Here is a 16,532-nt window from a genome sequence, read left to right on the forward strand (position 1 = left end):
GTCCAGATCGGCCTCCTCGATCGAGCGCGTCCGGGGCCAACCGGGGACGCAGGCCCTGGCCCAGCCCGCTGGCCGCAAAGCTGAATCAGCAGCGCCCCACGAAGCCGAGTAAGGGGACTCTCGGGCGATTCATCAGACAGAACCTAGGGCGGTGCCGGGGCCCGCGCCACGGGTCGGGGTCCGCGAGCGCGTCCAGCTCGCGGCCCGGGGCGGCGCGGGCGCGGTGGCGGTCACCACGTCATCGCCGGAGCGGGGTGCGCGGCCCAGTTCACCGAAGGCGCGCGGCGAGCTGCGCGCGGTCGTGCACGAGGTGCTGCCCCTGGGCGAGGCGGCGGAGGCCCATCGGGGGATGGACAAGGGCCGGGTGTTCGGGAGGGTGGTGCTGGTGCCCTGAACTAGAGGGAGGCGATGAACGCCTTCCAGGCGGGGGCGCCGAAGAGGACGGCGGGGCCGTGGGGGTTCTTGCTGTCGCGGACGGGGACGCCCGCCTGGCGGTGGGCGTCGTTCACTTCGAGGCAGTCGGCGCTGTCGGCAGCGCTGTAGCTCGACTTACGCCACTGGTCATCGGTGCTGTTCATGCTCGAATTCCTCCGCTACGGACCTGATCAATGCCAGGGACTGAGAGGACGACATGGCGTCACCCACGCTCCGATCGTAGGCGACCTGGCAGTTGAGCACCGCTGACGGAAGTTCCAGCACCTTCCCCGTCTTCAAGGCTTCCACGTAGGCGATGGGCGGGAGGTCGTCGAACCACATCAGGGACACGAACCCCTCCAGCAACGGGTAATAACCCACAGAGAACGGCATCACATGCACGCGGATGCGGCGGCTGAGCGCCAACTGCTCGATGTGACGCAGCTGCTCGCACATCACGGCCGCGCCGCCCACCGGGCGTCGGATCACCGCCTCGTCGAACACGAACCAGACTTCGGGAGCATGGAAGTTCTCCAGAACTCGGGCACGCGCCAGCCGCGTCTCGACAACCTTGTCGACTTCCTCGTCCGTCCTGGGGATACATCCGTCCAGGAACACGCTCCGCGCGTAAGCCCTCGTCTGCAACATGCCGGGGATGAGCTGCGACGAAAACGTACGGATCATCGTCGCCCGCTTCTCCAACTCCAGTACTTCCGCGAAGTGTTCGGCGACACGCCCTTCCGCCTTGACCGGAAGGAACCGGACGAACACACCACCCGCCTCCAACACGTCATCCAGACGCTTCGCGTCGTCCAACGACGGCCGTCGCCGCCCCGCCTCGATGTGGGCGATGTGCGTCCGGGACATGATCGCCCGCACGCTCAACTCCTCCTGGGTCAGCCCCGCGCCCTCCCTCCGCGAACGCAGCTCCTCCCCGTACCGCAGCCGCGACTCCGGACTGTCCTCGATGGCCATCGCAACACCCTCCCGTGCCGGCACAGTTGTCAAGCCCGACCTACTGGCGAGGCTAGCCCCGCCGACCGCACTGTGTGACCGGAACAGCACACAGAGCGAGAGGCAGCCCGATGGAGACGGACCAGCAACAGCACACCGAGGGCGCGTACGTGGCGCACGCGAGCACGGACATCTACGGCCCGGGGCGGGTGCTCGCGGAGGACGGCGAGTTCCGCCGCGTCCGGTTTACCCACTTCGTGGCGACGATCCGCGTGAGCGACCTGCGGGCGGCGACGCCGGTGGAGGAGAGCGAGATGAAGGCGTGGTGGCAGCGGAAGGCGGAGCTTTACGGGAACGACTGGTAGGCGCCACGCCCGCCTCGTACGCTGCCGGTGTGACGACCGAGGGGGCAGACCGGAGCGCGCGGTGCTTCAAACCCGGGCCCCTACCCGGGCCCATCGCCATCATCCTGCACCCGATGTCGAACGGCTTCTGGTACCCCGTACTGAACGGTCAGCTCCGCGTCAGCGCCCTCATCGCCCCGATCCGCGAGGACTTGGCGAAGGCGCTCGGCCCGTGCGCCTACGAGTACGCGGACACCGTCCCGAGACACGACCGCTCACCCTGCGGCGTGGTCCGTCTGACCACGCCCACGATCCCCCGCGCGCCGGGACGGCCGAACTCCCCATCGACGACGACTCGATGGGGCGTCTCGGCCGCGCGCCCACAGGGAGAGGCACAAGCGGCGTAGCCGACACGCCCCCGGCTCCGGCTGGGAAGGCCCCGCGAATGTCTCTGCTCGATCTGCTTCAGGGCGCTCCATGGTGGGCGGTCTGGATCCTCATCTTCCTCGTGGTCGTCGCGTACTGCGTCGCCCGCGTCGCGAAGGCCGTCCTGCCGCCTCCGCCGGACCGGGGCCAGTGGTGGCGCGACTTCTGGAACCGGAGTCGTTGAGGGGTGAATAGCGGCTGAAACCGGGCCGTATCGGGATCACGGTCCGCGTCCTAGGCTGACCGCTGCGCACCGCCGGGTGCGCGCCCGACCCGACGTTCCGGGAGGTTGACCGTGGCAGCGCAGACAGGCCAGTCAGCAATGTCCGAGGGCATCTACCTCATCAAGAACGAGGCGAGCGGACTGTACGCGGGGGTGCAGCCGGGAGGAGGCGCCAAGCAGGGCGCGAAGGTCGTACTGGAGGCACTGCACGCCGAAGGGGTGGAGCGGCACCGGCAGTTCTGGCATCTGAGGCCGCACAGCGCGCGCGAGGGCGCGTGGACGCTGCAGAACATCCACAGCACGCTGCGCATGGACATCCTGGTGAACCGGGGCCGCGCGGGCGCGGCGGTGCAGCAGTGCCCGCCCGAGTCGCGGGAGGACCTGCTGCTCACGCAGTTGTGGCGGCCGGAGCGGATCAGCGAGGACGTCTACTCCTGGGTGAACGTGAACAGCCGCAAGCGTCTCGCGGTGCGCGGCGAGCGGCAGTACGCGGGCGCGGAGCTGGAGCAGGCGGAGCCGAGCACGGAGGAGGGGCGCGGCACGCAGGCGTGGCGCCTGGAGCGCGTGCCCGCGCTCGGCGAGGCGAAGGCGTTCGACGCGCTGACCGCGCGGATCGTCTCACCGGGCACCTTCACCACGCCCGCGAACGTCCTTGCCTCGGCGGTCAAGGGCATCCTGGACGCCGGCGGCGGCGTCTTCGAGACGATGGCGAAGACCGTCCCGGACCCGAGGGCGCCGTATCTACGCTTCGACGGCTTCCGCGGTGACGAGTTCATCCGCTTCTCGCCCCGGCTCGGCGTCGAATCCGGGCCGAAGAAGGCCAGCGAGCAGTTCCCGCGGCTCCCGCACGGCTTCCCGTCCGGGGACGCGGACGTCATCAACACCCGCAAGGGCAGCTCGTACACGCACGCCGCCGTGCTCGACCACGACATCCGGGAGTTCTCCGAGCGGACCGTGGACGACAAGGTCAGGCTGCTTCCGTCGCGACTGCAGGAGCAGCGGATCAAGGCCGCGACCGCCGCCGACCCCAAGGGCGACCGTGTCGTGTACTTCCTCCAGGACCGCACCGTGCTCAGCAGGCTCGACGACCCCGAGCACATCGAGGACTTCCCGCTGCCGCACGCGCCCGACGACTTCCTGCACGACCTCGACACCGCCACCTCCGCCCCCTTCGACGACGCCATGCACTTCTTCCTCCTCAAGGGCGACCAGTTCGTGATCGTGAGCCCGGGGAAGCTGGTGCAGGGGCCGACGAAGCTGACGGACGCCTACCCCTTCCTCACCGGCGTGTGGCTGTAGCGCGCGGCCGGGTCACACGACGGACCGCAGCCAGCTCACCAGGATCCCGTTGACCTCCTCGGCCCGCTCCTGCTGCACCCAGTGCCCGCAGCCCTTGAGTATGTGGGACGCGGCCAGGCCGGGGAGCGTCACGTCGTACGCGTCGAGGGCGGCGGACAGCCACTGGAGGGAGGGGTCGAGCTCGCCCGCGACGAACAGGGAGGGCTGCGTGAGGGCGGCCCCGTCCCATGCCGCCAGGTCCGCCCAGTCGCGGTCCATGTTGCGGTACCTGCCCAGTGGCCCGGTCATGCCTCCCCGCTCGAACTCGGCCGCGTACACGTCCAGTTCCTCCTCGGACAGCCACTCCGGGAGCCGGTCGCCCTTCGGGAAGCGGTCGGACATCCGGCCGCCCTTCGGCACGAAGTGCAGGCTCGGCGCGTCCGGCGGCGGCATCGTGTCGCCGGACAGGGCGGTGCAGAAGCCCGCGATCCAGCCGCGCACGTCCGGCTCCATCTCGGCCTCGGCGCGTCCCGGCTCCTGGAAGTAGCTGACGTAGAAGTCCTCGTCGCCGGGGATCGCGGCGAACGCCTCGGTGGGCCGGGGGCCGCCCCGGGGCGCGTACGGCACGCTCATCAGGGCGGCGGCCCGGAAGACGTCCGGGCGCAGAAGTGCGGAGTTCGCGGCGATGGGCGAGCCCCAGTCGTGGCCGACGATCACCGCGATCTCCTCGCCGAGGGCGCGGACGACGCCCACGTTGTCGGCGACGTGCGCGAGCATCCCGTACGCCGCCGTCTCCCGCGGCTTCGACGAGCGGCCGTACCCGCGCACGTCGATGGCCACCGCCCGGTACCCGGCCGCCGCGAGCGCCGGGAGCTGGCGCCGCCACGAGTACCAGGTCTCGGGGAAGCCGTGCACCAGCAGGACCAGCGGGCCGCTGCCCTGCTCCACGGCGTGCATGCGGATGCCGGGGCTCCCGGGCAGCTCCAGCAGGTGGTGCTTCACGTCCAGTGCGGTCACGGTCATGGCTCCTCCGGATGTGCGGGACGGCTCGTCACGAGTCTGTACGGGGGTGGGGGCGGGGGCCGAGAGATGTTGCCGGATCGGCAAAAGGGCCACGGGCTGGGTCCTCCCGGGCCGGGTGGCCCCGGGCGGGGCGGCCCCCGGCGGGACGGCCTACTCGCGCGGCTTCGACGCCAGGAGGTGCGCGTGCTGGGTGCGCTCCTTCTCGTACGGCTCCCGGAGCACGTATCCGTGCGGGGCGAACCCGGCCTCGCGCAGCTGCTCCGTGACCTCCTCGGGCCGCCGACGCTGGAAGTCCAGGTCCACCGCGTGCCCGAAGGCCTCGTCGAAGTGGCGGATGTCGTCGCCGACCTGGAAGCCGAGCAGGAGCTGGCCGCCGGGGGCGAGGACGCGGTGGAACTCGGCGAAGACCTTCGGCAGGTCGGCCGGCGGGATGTGGATCGTCGAGTACCACGCGACCACCCCGCCGAGCTCTCCGTCCGGCAGGTCGAGCGCGGTCATCGAGCCGACCTCGAACGGCAGGTGCGGATACTTGGCGCGGGCCAGCCGAAGCATGCCCGGCGACAGGTCGATGCCCCGCATCCGCAGGCCCAGGGAGCTGAGGATGGCGCTCACCTCGCCGGTGCCGCAGCCGACGTCGGCCACCGTGCCGCCGCCCGCGTCCCGCACCAGCTCCGCGAACGCCGCGAACATCGCCCGGGCCAGCGGCCAGGAGTCCAACTCGCCGCGCCACTCCTTCTCGACGGCCTCGGCGATGGCGTCGTAGGAGGTCCGGGTCTTGGTCAGGTACGCGTCTTCAGCCATGTGTCGACGCTACTGGGACCCACTGACAACGCCCCCGCGCCGCGGTCAGACCTCCTGCGCCGCCACCGACGGCAGCGGGAGCAGCGGCGCCGACGGGTACGCCGAGGGCGCGCCGCCCGCGAGGCGGGACTTCGGCAGCCAGAGGGAGAGGATCCGGCTCGACCGGTCGAAGTACCGCTCGGGAGCGAGGGACCCGGGGAGCAGCGCGCCGAGGGACGGCGCGGCCTCCAGGTCGGCCGGGGTGGTGCGGGACGCCACCGTGTGCAGGCCGATCAGCCGCTGCTCGGGCTGGTGCAGCAGCCACACGGCCGCGAGGCCGCGCGCCTCGGCCTCGTCCCGGAGCGACCCCCACACCCGCTCCAGAGCCGCGCTCCCGTCGCCCTCCTCGTACCGGAACCGTTCGAACCGGCTGACGTGATGCGCCTCCAGGCCACGGAAGTTGTGCGCCCCCGCGACCCGCCACACGAACCGCTCCACGTCCAGGAAGAACGGGCGGCTCCAGAACGTCACGCCCGGCTCGAACTCCAGCTCCTGGCTGGTGAACCGCTCGTAGTCGACGACGTCGGCCCACGTCTCGAACAGATACCGGCCGCCCGTGTAGTGCCGCCCCGCCGCCTCGTCGATCCGGCTCGGCATGTACTTCGCGTACATGCCGGGCCGTACGTCCATGACGCGCCGCTCCACCTCCTGCTTGTCCACGATGTCCTGCACGTCCGCCGCGCCGATGCCCGCCGCCAGCGGGAAGTCCGACGTGAACGCGGCCTCCATCGGGATCGGGCCGATGTCGTAGCCCTTGATCGGGCCGGGTCCGTACGTGTGCGTGGTCATGGCGCACCCCTTCGCTGCCGCTGGTTTCCGGATGTGCCAGGACCATAACTCGAACAGCGGCCAATTCCCAAACACTGTTCAACCTTTGCTCGCCGTACCATGGAGCCATGCCTGCTGCGAGCCGCCGCGAACGCCATCGCGCCCAGACCACCGCCGAGATCAAGGCGACCGCCCTGAAACACCTGGTGGAGGAGGGCGCGGAGGCCGTGGCCCTGCGGGGCATCGCCCGCGACATGGGCATGGCGCCCGGCACCTTCTACAGCTACTTCGACACCCGCGAGGCGCTCCTCGCCGCCCTCGCCGCCGACGCCTACCGCGACCTCGCCGCCCACCTCCGCGCCGCCCGCGACACCCACCCCGCGACGGACCCCGCCGCCCGCGCCCTGGCCCACGGCCTCGCCTACCGCGCGTGGGCGCTCGCGCACCCGCAGGAGTTCCGGCTCCTGTTCAGCGGGCGGGCCCGGGCGCCGCGCGCGGACACGGCCGAGAGCGCCGAGGCGGAGTACGAGCTGTGCCTCGGCATCGTGGAGATCGCGACGACGGCTCGGGCCGCCGGGGGCGAGGACGGGGACGGGGACGGTGGCGCGGTCGATGGCGGCGGCAGTGGCGGAGGCAGCGCCTACGCCTGGGGCGACTTCGACCCGGCGTTCACCGCCGTCGCCCGCGCCGCCTTCCCCGACCTCACCCCCGCCGCGCTCGCCCTGTCGCTGCGGGTGTGGGGGCGGATGCACGGGCTCGTGACGCTGGAGATCGACGGTCTCCTGCGGCCGCAGATCGCCGATCCGGCGGTGCTGTACGGCGACGAACTGCGGGATCTCGTACGAGGGTTGGGGCTCTGACGCACGGGCAGGTCAGGTGGGCCGCATGAGGCCGGGCGGGCCCGTGCGCGTCACCTGAGTCCGAGGACCAGCTTGGCCGCCACCGCCGCCCCGTCGTCGATGATCGCCGCCGCCACGGCCGCCGCCCGCTCCCCGGTCCCGGGCGCGAGCGCCGTCCCGAGCGCCGCCGACAGGGACGCGACGGTCGGCGTCGGCCCGTCGTGCGCCGCGCCGATGCCCAACTCGGCGACCCGGCCCGCCCAGTACGGCTGGTCCGTCGCCTGCGCCACGACCACCTGCGGCGCACCGGCCCGGGACGCCGTCGTCGTCGTACCCGCGCCGCCGTGGTGCACGACGGCCGCCACCCGGCGGAACAGCGCCTGGTGATTGACCTCGTCGACGACGAAGCAGTCGTCCTGGTCGTCGATCAGGTCCAGGTCGGCCCACCCGCTGCGGACGAGGACCCGGCGGCCCTGTGCACGCACCGCCTCGATGGCCACCCGGGCGACGTCGTCCGAACCGTGCATCGGCATGCTGCCGAAACCCACGTACACCGGGGGCGCGCCCGCCTCCAGGAACTCCACCAGGCCCGCCGGGAGCGGGCGTTCGTCCGGCAGGGTCCAGGCGCCGGTCTGCACGACGTCGAAGCCGAAGCCCGCGCCGTCGGCCGGCCGCCAGGGGTCGAGGACCGGGTCCGTCGCGAGCCACGGCCGGTCGCCGATGACGTAGTCGCGCACGTCGGCCACCGGGGGCAGGCCGATCGACGCCCGGTTGGTGTTGAGCGCGTCCCCGAACAGGACGTTGATGCTCCGCGCGTCCAGGTCCCACAGCTCCCGGTTGCCGGTCACCTCCGGCGGGAACGGACGGCCCGGGTACGCCAGCGGGGCGTGGTGCGGCGACGGCAGCGTGAGCTGCTGGAACGTCACCGACACCGACGGCACGCCCAGCTTCTCCGCCACCGACCGCGCACCCGCCACGGCGGGCACCATGCCGGTCGCCACCAGCGCGTCGCACCCCTCGGCCGCCGCCGTGACCGCGTCGAGCTGGCTCGCGATCAGCTCGGCCGCGCGCTCCGGCAGGGACTTCGGCTGCGGCGCCCCGGTCGTCAGCTCCCGCGCCGACCGCCCGACCGGCACCATCTCCACCCCGACCCCGGCCAGGCGCTGCGCGAACTCCTCGTCCGGCGGCGCGCACACCCGCACCTCCGCGCCCTGCTCCCGCAGCCGCACCGCGAGCCCCACCAGCGGCTCGACGTCCCCACGCGATCCGTACGTCGAAAGAACCACACGCATGTCGCCACTCCCCATGTCCGCGCCCCGAGCCCGCGCCCCGGGGTTCTCTCCCCGAGTCCGCTGTTCCCGGCCTCGGCGGGCGATTCTGCGGCACCACGGGGGCCTTGCCGCAAGCCCCCCGGTGAGCTATACGTTGAGAGTGGCGGGGAGAGAGTGCCCGCCTTTTTCTGTGCGCGGGTCGGTGCGGGGGCGCCGGGCGGGGACTCGGACGCCGACCACATGACCGGACTCGAACGCCAGCCACATGACCGGACTCGAACGCCAGCCACGTGACCGGACTCAGGCGCCGGGTGTCGGCCCCGCCGCCGCGTCGAGGCGGATCTCGCGCCGCAGCACCTTCCCCGCCTCCGACCTCGGCACCCGCTCCCGGAACTCGATCACGCGCGGCACCTTGAACCCGGCGAGCGCTCCCCGGCAGTGCGCGGCGAGCCGGTCGGCGAACGCGTCGTCGCCCCGTATGCCCGGCTCGGGCTGCACGACCGCGGCGACGCGCTGCCCCCACTCCGGGTCCGGCAGCCCGACCACGGCCACGTCCGCGACGTCCGGGTGCGCGATCAGGACGGCCTCGACCTCCGCCGGGTACACGTTCACGCCCCCGGAGATGATCAGGTCGGTGCGCCGGTCCCGCAGGTACAGCCAGCCGTCCTCGTCGACGTACCCCTCGTCACCGGCCGTGAAGTACCCGTCCCGCATGGACCGTTCGGTCTTCTGGGCGTCCTTGTGGTACGCGAACGGAACGGCGGGCCTGAAGTACACCCCGCCGGTCTCCCCGGCCGCGACCGGACGCCCGTCCCCGTCCAGGATCCGCACCTCGGTGCTCGCGAGGGGCAGCCCCACGGTGCCGGGCCTGGCCAGCCAGTCCGCGCTGTCCGCGGCGGACACCCCGCCCTCGGTGGCGGCGTAGAACTCGTACAGGACGGGACCGAGCCAGTCGATGGCGCGCCGCTTCACCTCGGGCGGGCAGGGCGCGGCACCGTGCACGACGGCGCTCAGGCTCGACACGTCGTACCGCCCGCGCACCTCGGCGGGCAGCCGCAGCGCCCGGTGCAGGACCGTCGGCACCGCGAACAGCACGTCGACCCGATGCCGGTCGATCAGCTCCAACCACTCTTCCGTACGCGGCCGTTCGGCGATGACGACCGTGTGCCCGAGCTGCATCGCCATGTTCGCGAACAGGCCCGGCGCGGCGTGGTACAGCGGCGCGGCACACAACTGCGTGTACGCCCCCGCGCGCACGCCGACGCGCGCCATGAAGTCCAGCTCGTACGGACTCGGCCCCGGCGGCGCGTCGGACAGCGCGCGCCGGACGGCCTTGGGGCGGCCGGTGGTGCCGGAGGTGTAGAGCATGACGCCGCCGGCGCGGGGGTGCGGGAGCGGGGTGGTGGTCGGGAGGGTGGTGAGGAGAGCTTCGTAGTCGGTCCAGCCGGGGGGTGGCGGCCGGGTCCCCCACACGAGCCGCCGCTCCGCCGGGATCCCCGCCGCGTCCAGCGCGGGCCCCGCCACCTCCACCAGCGACGCGTCCACGACCACCACGCGGGCCTCGCTGTCGGTGACGACATGCGTCACCTCGGCGGTGGTGAAGTGGTGGCTGAACGGCGTGAAGTACAGGCCCGAGCGGCCGGTGGCGAGCCGCAGTTCGAAGAAGGCGCGGCTGTTGGGGAGCATCGCGGCGACACAGTCCCCCGGCCGGAGGCCGAGCCCGGCGAGGGCGTGCGCGAGCCGGCCGGCCCGGGCGTCGAGCTCCCCGTACGAGAGGGTGGTGCCGTCGGGCTCGACCAGGGCGATCCGGCCGGGGTGCGCGGCGGCGACCGCGCCGAAGCCGATCTCCGCGCCCGCTCCTGTATCCATGCCCGCCCCCTCGCCCTGTCGTCCTGCGTCCATGGCGCATCGTAGGCATCGGGGGGTCGCCTTGGCATCAGGGCGTTGACGTGGCCTGACCTGGGCGGGGCGGGCATGGGCACGGGAGCGGGCATGGCGGACGGCGGCGCCCCGAGGCGGCGAGGACGGCATCGGCCGCGCTGTCGGGCGGGAGGGTCCGGCCGGGCGTCCTGCCCCGGTCGACGGGCTTCGTCCGGTCTTGGCCCGCCCTTCGACGCGGGGCGAGAGAGCTGTCGATCACGGCCGGGGCGAGTCCGCGGCGCTCGCGCTTCGGAGCTCGGCGAGGAGGCCCTCGTGCGGCCGGGGCCACCTTCCCGCGTCGGACCACTCGGTCCACCCGGACCACCCGGCCAAGCGGCGTCAGCAGGGCATGCCGGAGCCGACACCGCGTTCCCGCGGCAGGTGCTCCCAGGCGATCCCGGAGTGGAGCGCGAACGGGATGCCGTGGAACACCATCCGATCCGGAGTGGTCCAACGGACCTCGGAGATCAGTTCGTCAGGGTTTCTCAGGCGTCTTGGCCATGGCCGCGACCAGCGCTGCAAGGAGCAGGGCGCCCGCCGACCACCAGGCCGCGACGGTGAAGCCGTGCACCATCCCCACCCCCGGGCCCCGGCTCCGGGACGGGTGGGCGTCGATGTAGCGGGTGGCGGCGGACGACGCGATCGTGTTCAACAGGACGGTGCCCAGGGAGCCGCCGATCTGCTGGAAGGTGGAGACGGTCGCGGACGTCACTCCGGCGTCCTTCGGGGCGACCCCGGCGGTCGCCGTCGCGTAGACCGGCATGAACGTCAGGCCCATGCCCAGGCCGAGCAGCACCAGCGCGGGCAGCACCCCGGTGGTGTAGGTGGAGTTCGTACTCAGGCGGGTCAGGAGCAGCATGCCGACGGCCGCGAGGAGCATGCCGGGGGCCATCAGGTTGCGGGGGGCGGTGTGGGGCAGGAGCCGGGCGGCGATCTGCGTCGAGCCGATGACGATCGTGACGGACATCGGCAGGAACGCCAGTCCGGTCTGTACGGGTGAGTAGTCGAGGATGGCCTGGAGGAAGTAGGTCAGGAACAGGAAGGCGCCGAACATGGCGACGGTGGCCAGGCCCATCGTCGCAAGCGCCGCCGCACGGGTTCTGTCCCTGACGATGTGCAGCGGCAGCATCGGATGCTTGGCGTGCGACTGCCACCACACGAAGACGGCGAGCAGGACCACACCGGCCGCGACCAGGGTCAGGACCAACGGGTCGGCCCAGCCGACGGATTCGGCGTTGCTGGAGCCGTACACGATCGCCACGAGCCCGCCGGAGGCGAGCAGCGCGCCGGGGACGTCGAGGCGCGCCCCGCGCTGGCCGGGGCTGTCCTTGAGGAGGGCCAGCGCGCCGCCGAGGGCGGCCAGCGCGATGGGGACGTTGACGTACAGGCACCAGCGCCAGGTCGCGTACTCGGTGAGCAGGCCGCCCACCAGCAGCCCGATGGCGCTGCCGCCTCCGGCGAGCGCGCCGTAGAACCCGAACGCTCTGCCGCGCTCGGCGGGGTCGGTGAACGTCGTGGTCAGCAGTGACAGTGCGGAGGGGGTCAGGACGGCCGCGCAGGCCCCTTGCAGGGCCCGCGCCGCGAACAGCGTCCCGGGGCCGTCGGCCGCACCGCCGAGCGCGGAGGCGGCGGCAAATCCGACCAGGCCGATCATGAAGGTGCGTTTGCGGCCGACCAGATCGGCGATCCGGCCGCCGAGGAGGAGCAGGCCGCCGAAGGCCAGGGAGTACGCGGTGATCACCCACTGCCGGTTCGCGTCCGACATGCCCAGCCCGTTCTGGACGGAGGGCAGGGCGATGTTCACGATCGTGCCGTCGAGAATCACCATGAGCTGGGCGCCCGCGATGACGGCGAGGGCCCACCACCGCTTCGGATCGGGCAACTCGGCCGCGTCCGCGGTGGTGTGGAGGACCGGCGTGGTCACGGTGCCCCCGGGGGAGGACTTCTTGGTCAAGGCGATCACATTCTGTGTCGGAGGTGTAGGAGCAGACGCGCGGTCCTACACCCCGGGACGCGACACAAGGGATCGCGAGAGCAGCAGACACCACCAAGAGGTGCCGCAAGGGGGAGAGTCCTACCGCGCGCCGGACGGGGGCACACGGCCGGGGGCAACTATGGCCGCAACACGCGTTGTGCAGTTCCAGTCCATGTTTCCCACCTCCTCCCGGCCGGGCACGCGGTACGCATCGACGCCGAACGCGCCGAGTGGTGCGGCGGGCCCCGCCGCACATGACCTCAGCCAGAGTAGATCAGCCAGCCGGGCACGCAAACGGATTTACCCAGCGCGGTACGGGCTCCCTCACGCTTCGACGAGCAAGACCCCCGACCCTCCTTGCCGACACGACCGACTCCCGAGCCGGAGCCGACGGCGCTCGCCGTCGAAAGCGTCAAGCAGACGGCAGTAGACCGCCTTGTCGCTCAGATCACGGCGGCGGCCGAGCAGGACGGACGGCCGGTCGAGGAAGTCGCCCGTACGGCTCTTGCTCATGTGTCCGGGCAGGCAGTCGAGCAAGTCCCCGACACCGATGGGCACGCAACGGGCACGCAGAAGACTGCGAAGATCATCGCGTTTCGCCCCCGCCGCGTCCCGACATGAAAAAACCCCAGGTCACGGCGAGTGAGTCCTGGGGTTAATCCGAGCCGCCTTCGGGATTCGAACCCGAGACCTACGCATTACGAGGGCCTGCAAGATCGTGACGGGTGGTGCCGGACGGTGCCGCAGAATCCCGTTTCCCCAGGCCAGAGACCTAGGCCCCACAACCCACGTGCTGCTCAATCCACCCTGTCCCACCCAGTCCGCTCACGCACCGCTCACGCAATTCCGTCGTCCCGGGCAGTCGGGGTGAGCTGCTTCTGGAGCTCCTCGATCCGGCTGCTCGTAGCAGCAGTACGCTGCTGCTGGCGGCAGAGCTGCTCCTTCGCCTTGGTCAGCTCGGCAGCGACACATGCCTGCTCCACCTCACTCCGGGCTGCCTCCACGCCATCGTCGCTATATGCGGGTCCGAGCCGCTTGCTCTCGCCGCGTCTGACACTCCGGGCAGTCGACCACTCACCGGACGTAGGTGTTCTCCCGGTGCTGGATGAAGGTGGTCACGTGATCGCAGGTGAGGATCAGCTCCCAGGCGTCCAGGTCCTTCTTGCGTTCCTCGGCAGAGGGGAAGGTCTGAAAGAGTCGAGTGAGCTTCTCGATCTGCGCCGGCCCCATCGGTGGCAGCGGACAGCATAGACAGCAGTGCCTCATGCGCGACCCGCCTGTGCCCCAGCGGCCGCTCTTGCAATCTGGGTGCAGTTCCCGGAACCGCTCTTCCATGACCTCGTAGTCGCGCTTCTCCTCTTCGGTGAGGTACATGAGCCCCGGCCAGTTCCCCAGGCCGTCGTACATGGGTTCGCCACATCCCCGACATGGCACCCCGGCCTTGTACTCGTCCCAGATGAGCCGTATACCTTCACGCTCCCATGCTTCCCGCCGCTCCGTGTCCCGGCGATCCTCGCCGACGCCTGGGGCCGAAAGTATCCGGCGATCGTCAGGCTCTGGGAGAACGAGTGGGCGGAGTTCACCCCATTCCTGCGGTTCGACACCGAGATCCGCCGCATCGTCTGCACCACCAACGCGATCGAGTCCGTGAACGCCAGGATCCGGCGGGCGGTCAAGACCCGCGGACACTTCCAGAACGAGACCGCCGCCCTGAAGTGCGTCTACATGGCGATCATGTCGCTCGACCCCACGGGCAAGGCTCAGGCCCGCTGGATCATGCGCTGGAAGACCGCGCTGAACGCCTTCGACATCACCTTCGACGGCCGGCTCTCCGCGGCACGTCAGTAACCTCAACCACCCGCGTTACACCGTTTGATTGACAGAACCCCGAGCAGCTCTTCAAAAGCACGGGCATACAGAACCGTGCCCTGGCACAAGCGATGACTTCTTGCACCAGGGCACGGACTAGCGGGTGATCTCGGCTGTCAGAGAACATCCTTGATCTTGTTGAGGTATAGCTCAGCGAAGCCGCCCCATTGCTTCCTCAACTGTCCGTACTGCTCGTTCGGGGTGTCGTGCATCGACTCAGCCTTCGCGTAGGCGACGAGCAGCAAAGTTATGGCTTCGATCGCTCGACGTGCCGTCGTCTGCAGCGACGGAGCATTCGCCATGGTGACGTCCTTGGAGAGAGCATTAAGCGGCTCGTACATCTCCCGGTAGAAGGCGTGTCGCTGATTGAGCCGGATGATCGTCTGGTCCCCAAGGTGGGTCAGCTCGATGAGTTGGTCGCCAGGGAAGCTGACCGTCTCGATTACGAAGGGCATGTCCTTGATCTCTTGGACGTATGCTGCCTGCTCTTCCTCGGTCGAGCTGCGCCCCGCATCCTGAGCAAGGTCGACGTACTCCCTGTCCCGTTCGTCCGGAGTGGGTACGTCCTTGACTCGCGACTTGGGCATCGTGCGATCGGCTTCCTTCACCGCCTTGGCCAGAGAGGCGTGCTCCCCTGACTTCACCGCTTCGGTCCGATCGTCATCGCCCCAGTGGCGCTGGAGTTCTTCGCGCGCCCGCGGGATGATCCGGCGAGCCAAATCACGGAGAGTCTTGCGGAGTTCATCTGCCGGCACTGCTCCGCGCTTGACGTTGCGAACGCCCATGAGGCGGTCGAGCTCAGGGGTGAAGTAGACCTCGAAGCCGATGAACCTGTCCGGCGTAAGGATCCCGTCGGGGAAGAGACGGGCCACCGGCGTGTAACTGATCTCGCGATCGAGCCGCATGAAGCTGATTGCGCCCTCGTTCTCGGGCAACCGCAGCTTGCGTGCCAGGGCGTCTCCACCCTTGCCCTTGGCCCGCAGCACTTCGCGGGGTGCGAGCGTAATGACCACTCGAATCTTGTGATCGGTTCCCTGGACGTCCACTTCTTCGTTGAAGAAGACCTGCCCCTCGAAGTGGGTGTCCTTGTCGTCCCGCGGCGCGTTCTCGCGGCGAGCGATTTCATCCGTCAGGACCTTGTCCACCCAAGTTCCCTTGCGCAGAAACGTCGGGTCGTGGGGCACAAGATCGGTGTGGTCGACCGTGATCCTGATGCCGCCGCAGAGGAAGTCCCGGAAGATCCTGGAGAGTTCCTTGGTGATTTCTGTGCGGACGTGGTCCGGGGTGCTGCGGCCGTGTCCGTCGGACACCCGGTCGATCTTGGACCAAAGGACTAGCGTCCCGGTGCCTTCCGGGAAGTAGGGCACGAGATGGGCGGGCAGCGGCTCATCGTCGGGCGGGTTAATGCCGATCTTCTCCCCCCGCTTCTCTGCTTCGACGGCATCGTCCAGGTCGAACATCACATGCCTGATCGCCTCGCTACCCGCCACACGAGACCATGCTTCGATGCACGTGCCCACGCTGAGGCCGGCCAGCTTGGCGCCGACACCAAACTTGCCGATGGTCTTGTCGGACATGAACCGCGTGGAGAAGCCAAGTTGCAGGTAGTGGTGCAGGGTCTTGTCATCCATGCCCTCCCCGTCGTCGAAAAAGGCGATCTGGCTGATCACCTTCTTGCGCCCCTTCATGACCTCTTCAGTCATGATCTGGACGTGGTTGGCGCGTGCCTCGACGCTGTTGTCGATCACTTCCCCGACTGCGGACGGGAAGTTATGGCCCGACTCACGGAGGCTGAGGAGTGCCTGGCCGGACAGGACGACGGGAATGGCGCCCTCGGCGATGTCGTTCATACTGGTCTCCTGATCTACAGAGTGTGCGGCGGAGGGAGAGCGCGGCGCAGCGCGCGCTCAATTTCGGTCTCGTGGCAGTACGGGCAGCGTCGGCCTGTTCCTGCGGGGCTGGCGGGATGGATCAAGTTGGCGATCGTGGCGCTCGTCGAGAGGTAGCGGTGGTACCAGTACGACTCGATGGCGTAGGCGTGGTGGCTGTCGCGTGTTGGCGCAGCTACGAAGTGAGTGGCGCGGCTACGGAGGGGGTGACGGATCAGACGTTGACGGAGACAGGTGTCGGAGCGGCCGACGTACAAGGGCGTGGCCTGTTGCTGTTCGTATTGCAGAAGTAGGTAAGCGCCGATGGTTCCCACGGGAATCTGCAGGTTGACGACGGCCCGCGTGAAACGGAGAGCCAAGCTTCCCTTGCTCTCGTACGGCTCACCAAGACGAACACCTGATCCTTGGAGCCCCGTCACGGCGGGATACTGATGAGCGTTTTCGCGTGCTGGCGAAGTGCGTGTCGGGTCCGCTCCACGGTCGCCACAGACCGCTGCGT

16 protein-coding genes and 2 pseudogenes are annotated in these 16,532 nt (G+C 70.2%); 7 read left to right on the forward strand and 11 right to left on the reverse strand.

Features of this window, described 5'->3' with window-relative positions:
* Nucleotides 1-151 precede the first annotated feature (151 nt).
* A pseudogene (locus QUY26_RS17225) lies at nucleotides 152-394 on the forward strand (zinc-binding dehydrogenase); the annotation flags it as partial.
* 1 nt (nucleotide 395) lies between these two features.
* Here the strand turns inward: QUY26_RS17225 and QUY26_RS17230 are convergent.
* Both QUY26_RS17230 and QUY26_RS17235 read right to left on the reverse strand, forming a co-directional pair.
* Nucleotides 396-578 (reverse strand): DUF397 domain-containing protein, encoded by a 183-nt coding sequence (locus QUY26_RS17230; RefSeq protein ID WP_289947588.1) that lies wholly within the window; start codon nucleotides 576-578, stop codon nucleotides 396-398.
* Nucleotides 562-1,389 (reverse strand): helix-turn-helix domain-containing protein, encoded by an 828-nt coding sequence (locus tag QUY26_RS17235; protein WP_289947590.1) that lies wholly within the window; start codon nucleotides 1,387-1,389, stop codon nucleotides 562-564. Before QUY26_RS17235 ends, QUY26_RS17230 begins: the two co-directional genes overlap by 17 nt.
* Before the next feature lie 110 nt (nucleotides 1,390-1,499).
* Between QUY26_RS17235 and QUY26_RS17240 the strand changes: the two genes are divergently transcribed.
* The 4 genes from QUY26_RS17240 to QUY26_RS17255 all read left to right on the forward strand — a co-directional run bounded on the left by QUY26_RS17240 (nucleotide 1,500) and on the right by QUY26_RS17255 (nucleotide 3,660).
* Entirely contained in the window at nucleotides 1,500-1,733 is a 234-nt protein-coding gene (locus QUY26_RS17240) for a hypothetical protein (RefSeq protein ID WP_289947593.1), read from the forward strand.
* A gap of 113 nt (nucleotides 1,734-1,846) precedes the next feature.
* Nucleotides 1,847-2,119, forward strand: a complete 273-nt coding sequence (locus tag QUY26_RS17245) for a hypothetical protein (protein WP_289947594.1) — start codon at nucleotides 1,847-1,849, stop codon at nucleotides 2,117-2,119.
* 38 nt (nucleotides 2,120-2,157) lie between these two features.
* Complete coding sequence (locus tag QUY26_RS17250; protein ID WP_289947596.1) at nucleotides 2,158-2,322, forward strand: hypothetical protein; 165 nt, start codon at nucleotides 2,158-2,160, stop codon at nucleotides 2,320-2,322.
* A 111-nt stretch (nucleotides 2,323-2,433) separates the two neighbouring features.
* Nucleotides 2,434-3,660 carry an RICIN domain-containing protein gene (locus QUY26_RS17255; protein WP_289947598.1) on the forward strand — a complete coding sequence of 409 codons (1,227 nt, stop codon included), beginning with the start codon at nucleotides 2,434-2,436 and terminating at the stop codon, nucleotides 3,658-3,660.
* Nucleotides 3,661-3,672: 12 nt separating this feature from the next.
* On the opposite strand, the gene QUY26_RS17260 is transcribed toward QUY26_RS17255, so the two are convergent.
* The 3 genes from QUY26_RS17260 to QUY26_RS17270 form a co-directional block, all read right to left on the reverse strand.
* Nucleotides 3,673-4,662: an alpha/beta fold hydrolase gene (locus tag QUY26_RS17260; protein ID WP_436840348.1), complete on the reverse strand. Its 990-nt coding sequence runs from the start codon at nucleotides 4,660-4,662 to the stop codon at nucleotides 3,673-3,675.
* Between the two features lie 150 nt (nucleotides 4,663-4,812).
* Nucleotides 4,813-5,463, reverse strand: a complete 651-nt coding sequence (locus QUY26_RS17265) for a class I SAM-dependent DNA methyltransferase (protein ID WP_289947600.1) — start codon at nucleotides 5,461-5,463, stop codon at nucleotides 4,813-4,815.
* A gap of 45 nt (nucleotides 5,464-5,508) precedes the next feature.
* Nucleotides 5,509-6,291, reverse strand: a complete 783-nt coding sequence (locus tag QUY26_RS17270) for a hypothetical protein (RefSeq protein WP_289947602.1) — start codon at nucleotides 6,289-6,291, stop codon at nucleotides 5,509-5,511.
* A 107-nt stretch (nucleotides 6,292-6,398) separates the two neighbouring features.
* Here QUY26_RS17270 and QUY26_RS17275 point away from each other — a divergent pair, with 107 nt between their 5' ends.
* A complete protein-coding gene (locus tag QUY26_RS17275; RefSeq protein WP_289947604.1) occupies nucleotides 6,399-7,130 on the forward strand; it encodes a TetR/AcrR family transcriptional regulator in 732 nt (243 codons plus the stop codon).
* A gap of 50 nt (nucleotides 7,131-7,180) precedes the next feature.
* Here QUY26_RS17275 and QUY26_RS17280 read toward each other — a convergent pair whose 3' ends face one another.
* The 5 genes from QUY26_RS17280 to QUY26_RS17305 form a co-directional block, all read right to left on the reverse strand.
* On the reverse strand, nucleotides 7,181-8,401 hold the full coding sequence (locus tag QUY26_RS17280) for a glycosyltransferase (protein WP_289947606.1): 1,221 nt from the start codon (nucleotides 8,399-8,401) through the stop codon (nucleotides 7,181-7,183).
* 279 nt (nucleotides 8,402-8,680) lie between these two features.
* Nucleotides 8,681-10,282: an AMP-binding protein gene (locus QUY26_RS17285; protein ID WP_289947610.1), complete on the reverse strand. Its 1,602-nt coding sequence runs from the start codon at nucleotides 10,280-10,282 to the stop codon at nucleotides 8,681-8,683.
* Nucleotides 10,283-10,775: 493 nt separating this feature from the next.
* The gene (locus tag QUY26_RS17295; RefSeq protein ID WP_436840349.1) at nucleotides 10,776-12,254 is read right to left on the reverse strand and encodes an MFS transporter; all 1,479 of its coding nucleotides are present in this window, start codon (nucleotides 12,252-12,254) and stop codon (nucleotides 10,776-10,778) included.
* Nucleotides 12,255-13,111: 857 nt separating this feature from the next.
* Nucleotides 13,112-13,258, reverse strand: coding sequence for a hypothetical protein (locus QUY26_RS17300; RefSeq protein WP_289947612.1), 147 nt, complete (start codon nucleotides 13,256-13,258; stop codon nucleotides 13,112-13,114).
* 91 nt (nucleotides 13,259-13,349) lie between these two features.
* Nucleotides 13,350-13,682 (reverse strand): hypothetical protein, encoded by a 333-nt coding sequence (locus QUY26_RS17305; protein ID WP_289956427.1) that lies wholly within the window; start codon nucleotides 13,680-13,682, stop codon nucleotides 13,350-13,352.
* Nucleotides 13,683-13,787: 105 nt separating this feature from the next.
* Here QUY26_RS17305 and QUY26_RS17310 point away from each other — a divergent pair.
* Nucleotides 13,788-14,123, forward strand: a pseudogene (locus QUY26_RS17310) (transposase); the annotation flags it as partial.
* Between the two features lie 137 nt (nucleotides 14,124-14,260).
* Here the strand turns inward: QUY26_RS17310 and QUY26_RS17315 are convergent.
* Nucleotides 14,261-15,994 (reverse strand): ATP-binding protein, encoded by a 1,734-nt coding sequence (locus QUY26_RS17315; protein WP_289947615.1) that lies wholly within the window; start codon nucleotides 15,992-15,994, stop codon nucleotides 14,261-14,263.
* Nucleotides 15,995-16,532: the final 538 nt, after the last annotated feature.

Source organism: Streptomyces flavofungini (genome assembly GCF_030388665.1).
Classification (GTDB): Bacteria; Actinomycetota; Actinomycetes; order Streptomycetales; family Streptomycetaceae; genus Streptomyces; species Streptomyces flavofungini_A.